Origin of the sequence: Pseudomonas sp. P7758 (assembly GCF_013386485.1) — a bacterium.
In the GTDB taxonomy this organism is placed as follows: domain Bacteria; phylum Pseudomonadota; class Gammaproteobacteria; order Pseudomonadales; family Pseudomonadaceae; genus Aquipseudomonas.
This window is the reverse complement of record NZ_JACARS010000197.1, coordinates 1-11,898: the sequence shown is the minus strand read 5'-3', so window position 1 is coordinate 11,898 and position 11,898 is coordinate 1. Positions and strand designations below refer to the sequence as shown.

The window sequence follows — 11,898 nt, the reverse complement described above, 5'->3', positions numbered from 1 at the left end:
CCCGACAAGCGATCTCACTGCCACCCGCTGGTGCATGCTCTTGATTGCATGCAGCTTTTTGTAGCGAGGAAGCTCGCTCCCGTTGACCCGCATGGCATGCCAAACAGCCTAATCAATAGCAAGCTAGCTAATTGGCGCATTAATTGCCTTGAAATATGGCAATTAGACATCACTCCCGGAGTCCGCCATGAGCAGCCTGTCGAGCAGCACGATGCAGTTATCTTCCGCCGAGAAAAGCTGGCTGCCCTGGTGGGGCAAGACCGGCAAGTTCGCCATGGGCTGGTCCTGCCACCTCAACCGCGCGGTGTACCCGGTGATGGAGCAAACCTTCGAGGCCATTGCCGAAACCCGGGTCAAACTCCTGCAAACCTGGACCCGCGAACAGTGGGAACACCTCAACGAACTGGCCACGACACTGGCCCGCGATTCCGTGCTCACCGACAACAGCCTGCTGCTGGAAAAACTGCACCAGGCCGGGGATTTCTCCGAGCTGTTTATCGTCGACCCAAAGGGCGAATTACTGGCGAGTACCTGGAGCCAGGCCAGTCAACGCGCGCTCAATCAACAAGCCCTGGCCGCCGGGCTCAAGGCGCCATTCCTCCACGGTCCCTACAGCGACCCGCTGACCTTGCAGATCGGCCCTTCGTCTTCGCGCTTCCATGACGAAGTGACCCTGATGTTCTACCAACCATTGACCCGCGAGGGCAGGGTGGTCGGCTGCCTCTGCGGTCGGGTGCCCAACGACATACTCGGGGATTTGATCCAGCGCGAGGCCGGGCATATCTTCCCCGAGTCCGGCGATAACTACCTGTTCATGGTGCAATCGCGCTTCGACCCGGCGCTGCAGCCGGGCATTGCGCTGTCCCGCTCACGCTTCGAGGACGGCACCTTCACCCACGGCGAAAATCTCAAGAGCGGCGTGCACACACCTTGGAAAACCGTACAGATCCAGCGCCACACCGAGCTGGAATTGCGGTTTATCGACCCCGCCACCCAACAACTGCACCCCGGCGTGCGGGAAACCATCCGCAAGGGCTCGAACCTGTTTGTCACCTATCCCGGCTATTCCGACTACCGTCACATCCCGGTGGTGGGCAAGGGCGTGACCTTCGAACTGCCGGGCTCGCCGGATCGCTGGGGCATGATGTGCGAGGCCGACCTGGAAGAGGTCTACCGCCGGCGCTCCCTGAGCCACGGCTTGATGAAGCCCTATCTGGCGACCATGGCCGGCCTGTTTGCCTGCAACTTCCTGGTCCGTCACTACAGTGGTTTGCCCGCCGCCTGGACCGATGCGTGCGAGGTGCTGAGCATGGTCGTCGCGGCCTTGCTGTTCAGCCGCCTGGGCCCCAGGCGCCTGGCCGCACGCCTGAATGAAATGACCGAGGTCATCCGCACCATTGCCGAAGGCGAGGGCAACCTGCGCCAACGCCTGGACAGCGGGCGCATGGTCAACGACGAAACCGGCGACATGAGCCGCTGGATCAACAGCTTCATCGACCGCCTGGATTCGGTGGTCGGCCAGGTGGTCAAGGCCAGCCACAGCGTTGGCAACACCAACCAATTGATGCTCGGCCGCAGCGAGGCGGCCGGGTTGATGTCCCATGAAGTGGCCGACGCCACCCACCGCATGATGATCATCGTTGAAGAGCAACTGGGAGAAATCCAGCAAGCCTCGGTGAGCGCCGAGCAAATGAAGCAGGCCATGGACGAGGTGGTCAGCCGGGCCCGCGAGCAATTCCTCGCGGTACAGGTCGGCACCCAGTCGATTCGCGATGTGGTGCAGCGCTCCTCGGAAAGCGTGCAACTGCTGGACAGCCGCATGGCACAGATCAGCAACATCACCGGGTTGATCAGCGACATCACCAACCAGACCAACCTGCTGGCCCTGAATGCGGCCATCGAAGCGGCGCGGGCGGGCGAGCATGGCCGCGGTTTTGCGGTGGTGGCCGACGAAGTCCGCACCCTGGCGTCACGCACTTCCAAGGCAGCGGAAGACATTCGCCAGATGGTCGAGGGCCTGCAAGGCGAAACCCGCAAGGCCGTAGGCTTCATGGAAAACGGCGTGACCAACGTCGACAGCAGCCTGCGCCTGGCCGAGGACGCCTCCTCGGAGAACGTGCACCTGCACCAGGCGGTGGAGAGCATGTTCAGCATCATCCAGCAGCTCAACGCCCGCAGCCTCGACTATGGCAAGACCATCAAGCAGGTCAGCCACTCTTCGGAGCAAATGCGCCTGACCGTAGGGGTGTTGCAGACCAGCGCGGAAACCGTGCGGGTCAATGCCAACAAGTTGCAGAAGCTGGTGGGGTTGTTCGAAGTCAGTGAGGCTGCGGCCTGACCAGGCTGCGCTTATCCAGCAGCAGGCGCTCCAGCTCCTTCATCGGCAAAGGCCGGCTGAACAGATACCCCTGGATCTGATCGCAGCCGGCTTCCCGCAGAAACTCCAGCTGCGCCTGGGTTTCCACGCCTTCGGCCACCACTCGCAGCTTCAGGCTGTGGGCCAGTTCGATGATGGTGCGGGTGATAGCCGCGTCCTGCGGGTTGCTGGTGACTTCGCGGATAAACGCGATATCGATTTTCAGCGTATCAATCGGGAACCGCCGCAGGTAGGCCAGGCTGGAATAGCCGGTGCCGAAGTCGTCGATGGAGATCTTCACCCCCATCGCCCGCAGGCGCTGCAAGCTGGCGATGGTGTGCTGGGTGTTCTCCATCAGCGAGCCTTCGGTCAATTCAACTTCCAGCCAATGCGCTTCCACGCCGGCCTGGGCGAGGGACTGGGCGATATCGGCAATCAGGTCACCCTCGATCAATTGATGCCCCGAAACGTTGACCGATACCTCCACCGCGCCCACCGTGCCGGATTGCCACGCTGCGATCTGGCGGCACACGTTGTCGATCACCCAACGCCCGAGCGTGACGATCAAGCCCTGGCTTTCCAGGATCGGTATGAAGACCGCTGGAGACACCGCACCGTAACCGGGCCGGTCCCAGCGCAGCAGGGCCTCGAGGGCGCACACCTGACCGTTGGCCAGTTCGACCTTGGGTTGGTAATGCAGCACGAACTCTTCGCGCTCGACCGCCAGGCGCAGGGCTTTTTCCAGGTCCAGGCGCGCCAGGTCATGCACATTCAACCGCGAGGACTCATTTTGGTGGTGTTGAAGTTGCTGCTCCAACAACTGGCTATGGCTTTTCAACCGATCGCCGTGGGCCTTGAGCCGCAGCAGGTTGCGTACCCGTAGCCACAACTCGACCCGCTCCACCGGCTTGCTGATGAATTCTTCAGCACCGGTTTCCAGGCCACTGAGCCGCGCGCTGGACTCACTCAATGCCGAAAGCATGATGATCGGAATGTTCGCCGTGGCCTGGTTGCCCTTGAGCTGGTTGGCCACTTCGTAACCGTCCATGCCCGGCATCATGATGTCCAGCAGGATTAAGTCCGGCGGCCGCTGCGCCACCAACTGCAAGGCTTCTTCACCACTGGCGGCGCTCACGGTCTGGTAACCCTCGTGGCGCAGCAGGGTTTCCAGCAGCTTGCGCACCTGGATTTCATCATCAACGATCAACAGCGTTGCGGGTTGGCTGGCCATGGAGAGGACTCAAGTCGAGGGAGTAATGTTCTTTTGCAGCAGCGTGTCGATCACCTGGTACAGCTCTTTGTAGCGCAGGGGCTTGATGATGTAGGCGTCGCAGCCGGCCCGCAGGGTCTTGTCACGGTCTTCCTTCATGGCCATGGCCGTCAGGGCGATCACCGGGATGTGCGCGGTATGAGGGTCCTGCTTGAGCAGTGACGTGGCTGCCAGGCCGTCCATGCCCGGCAACTGGATGTCCATCAGGATCAATGCCGGTTGTTTTTCCCGGGCCAGGGTCAGCCCGGTCTCGGCATCGGCGGCCCACAACACGCTGTGGCCGGCGTTCACCAGCAACAGGCGGGCGAGGCGCATATTGGCCTCGTTGTCTTCGACGATCAGGATTTCGGCCATGGGGCCTCCGCGTCCGCGGCACGGTGCAGCGGCAGCCACACCACAAACCGCGCGCCTTCGCCTTCGCGGCTGGCCACGGCGACACTGCCGCCGTGCAGGTCGGTGAGTTGCTTGACCATCGCCAAACCCAGGCCCGTGCCTTCGAATTTGCGCGCCAGGCTGCTGTCGATCTGGCTGAAGGCCTTGAACAGCTTGCTCATGTCGTCCCGGGCGATCCCGATGCCGGTGTCGCTCACGCTCAATTCCAGGAACTGTTGATGTTCGCTGGGCTGCAGGGCAAAGCCGTGGGTGGGCCAGTCCCCGGGAATCTGCCCCACTTGCCTACGATTCACCTCGCGCACCGAGAGCGTCACCGAGCCGCCGTGCTCGCTGAACTTCACCGCATTGGCCAGCAGGTTGTAGATGATCTGCTTGGTCTTGCGCAGGTCCAGTTCCAGTGCGCCGAAGTCGTCCGGGCTTTCGAGTTTCAACTGGATGCGCTGCAATGCGGCCTTTTCCCGCACGATCAGCAGGCTGTTGGCCAACAGGCCGGCCAACTCCACGGCTTCCAGTTCCAGGTCCATCATGCCGGCCTCGACCTTGGACAGGTCGAGGATGTCGTTGATCAGCGACAGCAAGTGCTGGCCGCTGGTGAAGATATCGCCGATGTACTCGCGCTGGATATCGCTCATGTCGCCCACCAGGCCGTCCTTGAGCGCCTCGGAAAAACCGATCACCGCATTCAGCGGCGTGCGCAGTTCGTGGGACATGGTGGCGAGGAATTCGGACTTCATGTGGCTGGCGTGTTCCAGCTCCAGGTTCTTCTCTTCCAGGGCGCGCTCAAAGCCTTTGCGTTGCGCCTCTTCCTGCTTGCGCGCGGTGTTGTCGGTGCCGATCAGCAGGTAGCCGATGATCGCGTCGTTGCGGTTGCGCAGGGCGGTCACCGACACCATGGCCGACAGGCGACTGTTGTCCTTGCGGATATAGGTCAGTTCGTAAATGTCTTCGATGCCCCGGGAGGCCTTGAACACCAGGGCCTCAAAGCCCGGCGTGATCGGTGTGTCCAGTTCCAGGCTGAGGGCGGCGGCGCGGGTGATCAGCTCGGCGGGGTCGGAAATGTCGGCCGGTGTGACGCGGTTCAGCACATCGGCGGCGGCGTAGCCAAGCATGCGTTCGGCGCCGACGTTGAAAATCTGGATTACGCCTTTTTCGTCGGTGGCGATGCTGGAGAAGTAGGCGCTGTTGAAGATCGCATCTTGCAAGGCGCCGGCCTTGAGCAGGGTTTTCTGGCGTTTGAATTCGACGATTTTTTCAGCCCGGGATTGCGGCTCCGCCGGGCTGTCGACTGAAGAGTTGTCCATCGTGCAGTGTTCCGTGAACTTCAGGCCCGACGCTGCCAAAGGCGGCGCCGCAGAGCATGCTCACAGAAGATCGCGCAGGCGCGATGAGGAGGAGATGAGGTCTTTGGACGATAGCAGATAAACCGCAACTGACAGGGATCGTAGTGGCCAAACGCGGTGTTATTTTTAGAAAAGCACTCAATCGGATAGGTGAAGGTGGAAAAACGGCGATTTTATCTGCAATTAGTCACTCCAGGTCGCTGGATGAACATTTATTCATCAGGTGAAACGTTTAATCAAACGATAAACGGCTGACGCAAGCGCTTGCGTAAGCAAATGTATCTGATTAGAGTCGGCAGCAATCAGGTCTGCCGATGACTGCCATCGGCAAACGCCCGAACACAACAATAATAAAACCAGGAGCTCAGTCATGAGCCTTGAACCCTTGCTTGAAATGCAGGGCATCAGCAAGACCTTCAATGGTCTGCGGGTGCTCAAGAACGTCAGCCTGAAGGTCTACCCCGGTGAAATCCACGCCTTGATGGGTGAGAACGGCGCCGGCAAATCGACCTTGATGAAGATCCTCTCCGGTGCCTACCAGGCCGACGACGGCGGCACCATCCGCATCGATGGCCAGCCCGTCGCCAGCTACAACCCAGCCTCCGCCAAAGCCCTCGGCATTGCCGTGATCTACCAGGAACTGAGCCTGTGTCCGAACCTCACGGTGGCCGAGAACATTTACCTGGGCCGTGAACTGCGCCGTGGCTGGACCATCGACCGCAAGGGCATGGAAGCCGGGGTGGCCGAGGTGCTGGCAAGGCTCGGTGCGGAGTTCCTGCCCACCACCCGCGTCGCCAGCCTGTCCATCGCCGAGCGCCAACTGGTGGAAATCGCCCGGGCCTTGCATGCCCACGCAAAAATCCTGGTGATGGACGAGCCCACCACGCCGTTGTCCTCCCGGGAGACCGACCGCCTGTTCGCGCTGATCAAACAGCTGCGCAGCCAGGGCCTGGCGATCATCTACATCAGCCACCGAATGGCGGAAATCTACGAGCTGTCGGACCGGGTCTCGGTGCTGCGGGACGGCGAGTACGTCGGCGAACTGGCGCGGGACGTGCTGTCGGCCGAAGTGCTGGTGAAGATGATGGTGGGCCGCGACCTGTCAGGTTTCTACAAGAAGGAACATGCGGCCTACGACCCCGGCCAGGTGGTGATGCGCGTGCGTGACATGGCCGACGGCAAGCGCGTGCGCAACTGCAGCTTTGACCTGCACGCCGGTGAAGTGCTGGGCATCGCCGGCCTGGTGGGCGCCGGGCGTACCGAACTGGCACGGCTGATCTTTGCCGCCGACCCACGCACCTCCGGCACCCTGGAGGTGGTCGGCAAAACCGTGACCCAACTGCGCAACCCGGCGGATGCGATTCGTGCCGGTGTCGTCTACCTCACCGAGGACCGCAAGGCCCAGGGTCTGTTTCTCGACATGAGCGTGGCCGACAACATCAACGTCTGTGCGTGTGTGCCGGACGCCCATGCCGGTGGCGTGCTCGACCGTGGCCACGCCGCACAACGCTCACGCGATGCGATCAAGTCCCTGTCGATCCGCGTGGCGTCGGGCAAGGTCAACGTCGGCGCGTTGTCCGGTGGCAACCAGCAGAAAGTGCTGCTGGCACGGCTGCTGGAGGTCAAGCCGCACGTGCTGATCCTCGACGAGCCCACCCGTGGCGTGGACATAGGCTCCAAATCCGAGATCTACCGCATCATCAACCAGTTGGCCAAGGCCGGCGTAGGCATCGTGGTGATCTCCAGCGAACTGCCGGAAATCATCGGCACCTGCGACCGCGTGCTGATCATGCGCGAAGGGCAACTGGTGGCCGAAGTGGGCGGGGCATCGGGGCTGGATATTTCCCAGGAGGCGATCATCGACCTCGCCACCGGCAGCGAACAGGTGGCCGCCCATGGCTAATTCAACGACAAGCGGGAGCAACACCATGACTGTGGCAACGATCGGCAAGGCTGAGCGTATTCGCGAACTGATGCGCACGGTGGGCATGTTGCCGGTGCTGGTGCTGCTGCTGGTGGGTTTTGCCCTGGCCAGCGAAAACTTCATGACGGTGCAGAACCTGTCGATCATCACCCAGCAGGCGTCGGTCAACGTGGTGCTGGCGGCGGGGATGACCTTTGTGATCCTCACGGCGGGCATCGACTTGTCGGTGGGAGCGATTCTTGCGGCTTCGGCTGTGGTTGCGTTGCAAGCGTCGATGTCACCGCAGTTCGGCATGTTCGGGATTGCCGCCGGGGTTGGCTTCGGCCTGTTGCTGGGCCTGGTCAACGGCGGCCTGATCGCCTTCATGCGCCTGCCGCCGTTTATCGTCACCCTGGGTGCGCTGACCGCCATGCGCGGTTTGGCACGCCTGTTGGCCGACGACAAAACCGTGTTCAACCCTGATTTGCCGTTTGCCTTTATTGGCAACGATTCGGTGCTGGGCGTGCCCTGGCTGGTGATCATTGCCGTGGCCGTGATTGCGCTGTCGTGGTTCATCCTGCGGCGCACGGTGATGGGGGTGCAGATCTACTCCGTGGGCGGCAACCCGGAAGCGGCGCGGCTGTCGGGGATCAAGGTGTGGAAGGTCCTGCTGTTCGTCTATGCCATGTCCGGTGCGTTGGCCGGGTTGGGCGCGGTGATGAGCGCGTCACGCCTGTTCGCCGCCAATGGCCTGCAGCTGGGGCAATCCTATGAGTTGGATGCGATTGCCGCAGTGATCCTCGGCGGCACCAGTTTTACCGGCGGCGTCGGCACCATCGGCGGCACGCTGATCGGTGCGCTGATCATCGCGGTATTGACCAACGGCCTGGTGCTGCTGGGCGTCTCGGATATCTGGCAGTACATCATCAAGGGCATCGTGATCATTGGCGCGGTAGCGCTGGATCGCTATCGCCAGTCCGGTGCGCGGACCTGATTTCACTCAAACAACAATCACAAGAGAGTCATCATGAACTTCAAACGCATGTTTCCTGTTGTCGCCTCCCTGGGCGTTGCCGTGTTGATGTCCCAGGCGGTGCAAGCCCGTGAACTGAAAGCCATCGGCATCAGCATGGGGTCCCTGGGCAACCCGTATTTCGTGACCCTGGCCGACGGTGCCACGGCGCGGGCCAAGGAGCTGAACCCGGCGGTGAAAGTCACCTCGGTGTCGGCCGACTATGACCTGAGCAAGCAGTTCTCGCAGATCGACAACTTCATCTCGTCCAAGGTCGACCTGATCCTGCTCAACGCCGTCGACCCGTCGGCCATGGCCTCGGCGATCAAGAAAGCCCGCAACGCCGGGATCGTGGTGGTGGCCGTGGACGTCGACGCCAAGGGCGTGAATGCCACGGTGCAGACCGACAACGTCGAGGCCGGCAAGCTCGCCTGCCAGTTCATCGTCGACAAACTGTCGGGCAAGGGCAATGTGATCATTCAGAACGGCCCGCAAGTCACCGCCGTGACCGATCGGGTCAAAGGCTGCAAAACCGCGCTGGCCAGCGCCCCGGAGATCAAGGTGCTGTCGGACGACCAGGACGGCAAGGGCTCCCGCGAAGGTGGCTTGAACGTGATGCAGGGTTACCTGACGCGCTTCCAGAAAATCGACGGCCTGTTCGCAATCAACGACCCGCAAGCCATCGGCAGCGACCTGGCGGCCAAGCAACTGAAACGCAGCGGCATCATCATCACCTCCGTGGACGGCGCGCCGGACATCGAGAATGCCCTGAAGACCGACACCCTGATCCAGGCCTCCGCCAGCCAGGACCCATGGGCCATGGCCCAGACCGCCGTCAATGTCGGCAATGACATTCTCAATGACAAACAACCCGCCGAAGCGGTTACCCTGCTGGCGCCAAAATTGATCACCCGCGATAACGTCGGTTCCTACAGCGGTTGGTCCAGCAAACATTAAAAGAAACCAGGAGTGAGCACCGTGGCAACCATGGAGGATGTGGCAAGAATTGCAGGGGTGTCGACGTCGACGGTTTCCCACGTCTTGAACGGCACCCGCAAGGTCAGCCCGGACACGGTGCAAGCGGTGCAGGACGCGATCCGGCAGGTGGGCTACATCCCCAACACGCTGGCGCGTTCCCTGGCGCGGTCCACCACCAATACGATTGGCGTGGCGATCTCGGCGCTGTCCAACCACTACTTCAGCGAAACGGTGCACGCGATTGAAACCGAGTGCGCCAAGCACGGCTACATGATGTTGTTTGTCGATACCCACGACGATCCCGAACAGGAACTGCGTGTGGTCACGGAGCTGCACCATCGGCGGGTGGACGGCATTCTGCTGGCGCCGTCTACCGGTTCGCTGGCCCTGGAATACCTGCAGGCCAATCAAGTGCCGGCGGTGCTGGTGGACCGGATGATGTGTGATCGTTTCGATCAGGTCGGGGTGGAAAACACCCAGTCGACCCAGGCCCTGGTGGCGCACTTGATCGGCCATGGCCACCGGCGCATCGGCTTTATTTCCGGGCGCGCGGGGCTCGGCACTTCCGATGAGCGCGTGGCCGGCTATCAAGCCGCGTTGCAGGCGGCAGGGTTGGTGTTTGACCCGCAATTGCTGGTCAACGGTGGTTCCAGCAGCGAGCCGGCACGGCAAGCGACCGCGCAGTTATTGGCCCTGGCAACACCGCCCACGGCAATCATGGCGGGCAACAACCTGATGACCCTGGGTGCGATGCACGCCTTGCGTGATGCGAATATCGACGTGCCCGGGCAGATGGCCCTGGTGGGCTTCGATGATTTTGACTGGGCGGATTTCTTTGTGCCACGCCTGACCCTGATCGCACAGCCGGTCCAGGAACTCGGCGCCCGGGCGGTCAACCTGCTGCTTGAGCGCATGGCGTCGCCCAAGCGTAAAACACACAGCGTGCGGCTCGCGCCCACCCTGAAGATTCGTAACTCATGCGGCTGCCCCTGATATGAACAACGCGGTTTCCCTTGGCATTGATCTCGGCACTTCGGAACTCAAGGCGATCCTGATGGACCAGCAAGGCAACGTCCTCGCCCATGCGGGCGCGCGGCTTACGGTCTCGCGCCCGCACGCAGGCTGGTCCGAGCAGGCGCCTGAGGATTGGTGGCAAGCATGCCTGAAGGCCCTGGACCAACTGCGCACTGATCAGCCGGATGCCTACGGCCGTGTCGGCTGCATCGGGTTGTCCGGGCAGATGCACGGGGCGGTATTGCTGGGGCAAGACGACCGGGTGTTGTACCCGGCGATTCTCTGGGATGACTCCCGTGCCATGGCCCAGGCTGAAGCCTTGGGCAGTGAGTTTGCCGACGTCACCGGCAGCTTGCCGATGGCCGGTCTCACGGCGCCCAAGCTGCTGTGGTTGCAGGAGCATGAACCGGCGGTATTCAGCGCCATTGATTGCGTGCTGTCGCCCAAGGATTACCTGCGCCTGCGCTTGAGTGGTGAGCGCGTGAGTGATGTGTCCGATGGTGCGGGGACGCTGTGGCTGGATGTGGCCAACCGTGAATGGTTTGAACCGATGCTGCAGGCCACGGGTTTGCGGTTGGCGCAGATGCCACGGCTGGTAGAAGGTGGCGCGGCCAGTGCTTGTTTGAATGCGGCTGCGGCGGGGCGACTGGGCTTGGCCGAGGGCCTGGTGATAGCCGGCGGTGGCGGGGACAACCCGGTGGCGGCGGTGGGCATAGGGGCGGTGAATGCGGGTGATGCGTTTATCACGTTGGGGACGAGTGCGGCCATCGTGGCGATTACTGATCACTCGGCGGGGAATCCGGCGAGTGCGGTGCATAGTTTTTGTCATGCGTTGCCTGGGCGTTGGTACACCATGGGGGCAATGTTGGCCGGGGCCAGTTGCTTGCGGTGGGTGACGCGGTTGACGGGGTCGGTTGATGAGCAGGCGTTGCTGGATCGGGTGCAGGCCGAGTGGCCGATCGGGCAGGGCGTGCCGGTTTCCAATCCGTTGTTTTTGCCGTATTTGGCGGGGGAGCGCACGCCCCATAACGACCCGTTGTTGCGGGGTGGTTTCATGAGCCTGGGGCATGACTGCACGCCGGCCATGCTGGGTTATGCGGTGATGGAGGGCGTCGGGTTCGGGTTGCTGGATGCATTGAATGCAGTGCAGTCGGCCGGGGCCACGGTGGGGGCTTGTGCGTTGGTGGGTGGTGGGGCGCGCAGTGAGTATTGGGCGCAGTTGCTGGCCAATATTCTTGGGCGGGAGATTTATACGTTGCATGGCAGTGAGTTGGGGGCGTGTATTGGTGCAGCGAAGTTGGGGTTCCTGTCGAGCGGCCAGGGTGCGGCGCTGTTGCAGGCGGGGATGCCGGTGAAGCAACGGTTTTTCCCGGACGGCGCTCAACAGGCTGTTTTGCAGGCGCGATATTTGAAGTTTCGGGGGTTGTTGGGGGCGGCTAAGGCTTTGCACGATTAGGGAAGTTTTGGGTGTATATCCGTTATTTGGGTAACGGCTGCTATTGGTTCCGCTCTTACAGCGGCTCACTTTTGAATAGCGCAAAAGTAAGCAAAACGCTCTTGCCCCACCACTCGGCACCTCGCCTAGGCTCGGTGTGCCCTCACTCCGGCTTTGGACCGTGGGCCGCCGTCATG

At 62.0% G+C, this 11,898-nt stretch carries 9 protein-coding genes; 6 read left to right on the top strand and 3 right to left on the bottom strand.

Annotated elements, in window-relative coordinates:
* Nucleotides 1-187 precede the first annotated feature (187 nt).
* Nucleotides 188-2,338 (top strand): methyl-accepting chemotaxis protein, encoded by a 2,151-nt coding sequence (locus HX873_RS30180; RefSeq protein ID WP_177123650.1) that lies wholly within the window; start codon nt 188-190, stop codon nt 2,336-2,338.
* Here HX873_RS30180 and HX873_RS30175 read toward each other — a convergent pair.
* Genes HX873_RS30175 through HX873_RS30165 form a run of 3 tightly spaced genes read right to left on the bottom strand, consistent with a single transcriptional unit; the run spans nt 2,319 to nt 5,320 of the window.
* A complete protein-coding gene (locus HX873_RS30175; RefSeq protein ID WP_177123649.1) occupies nt 2,319-3,587 on the bottom strand; it encodes an EAL domain-containing response regulator in 1,269 nt (422 codons plus the stop codon). The genes HX873_RS30180 and HX873_RS30175 overlap by 20 nt on opposite strands.
* A 9-nt stretch (nt 3,588-3,596) precedes the next feature.
* Nucleotides 3,597-3,980: a response regulator gene (locus HX873_RS30170; RefSeq protein ID WP_008430409.1), complete on the bottom strand. Its 384-nt coding sequence runs from the start codon at nt 3,978-3,980 to the stop codon at nt 3,597-3,599.
* On the bottom strand, nt 3,965-5,320 hold the full coding sequence (locus tag HX873_RS30165; protein ID WP_003209703.1) for a HAMP domain-containing sensor histidine kinase: 1,356 nt from the start codon (nt 5,318-5,320) through the stop codon (nt 3,965-3,967). Before HX873_RS30165 ends, HX873_RS30170 begins: the two co-directional genes overlap by 16 nt.
* Before the next feature lie 409 nt (nt 5,321-5,729).
* On the opposite strand from HX873_RS30165, the gene HX873_RS30160 reads away from it, so the two are divergent.
* From HX873_RS30160 to xylB, 5 genes are read left to right on the top strand one after another with little or no spacing between them, the layout of a single operon-like run.
* Nucleotides 5,730-7,262: a sugar ABC transporter ATP-binding protein gene (locus tag HX873_RS30160; RefSeq protein ID WP_003209705.1), complete on the top strand. Its 1,533-nt coding sequence runs from the start codon at nt 5,730-5,732 to the stop codon at nt 7,260-7,262.
* A 25-nt stretch (nt 7,263-7,287) separates the two neighbouring features.
* The gene (locus HX873_RS30155) at nt 7,288-8,256 is read left to right on the top strand and encodes a hypothetical protein (RefSeq protein ID WP_003209708.1); all 969 of its coding nucleotides are present in this window, start codon (nt 7,288-7,290) and stop codon (nt 8,254-8,256) included.
* A gap of 33 nt (nt 8,257-8,289) precedes the next feature.
* A complete protein-coding gene (locus HX873_RS30150) occupies nt 8,290-9,231 on the top strand; it encodes an ABC transporter substrate-binding protein (RefSeq protein WP_177123648.1) in 942 nt (313 codons plus the stop codon).
* 21 nt (nt 9,232-9,252) lie between these two features.
* Complete coding sequence (locus HX873_RS30145) at nt 9,253-10,245, top strand: LacI family DNA-binding transcriptional regulator (protein ID WP_177123647.1); 993 nt, start codon at nt 9,253-9,255, stop codon at nt 10,243-10,245.
* A 1-nt stretch (nt 10,246) separates the two neighbouring features.
* On the top strand, nt 10,247-11,722 hold the full coding sequence (xylB, locus tag HX873_RS30140; protein WP_177123646.1) for a xylulokinase: 1,476 nt from the start codon (nt 10,247-10,249) through the stop codon (nt 11,720-11,722).
* Nucleotides 11,723-11,898: the final 176 nt, after the last annotated feature.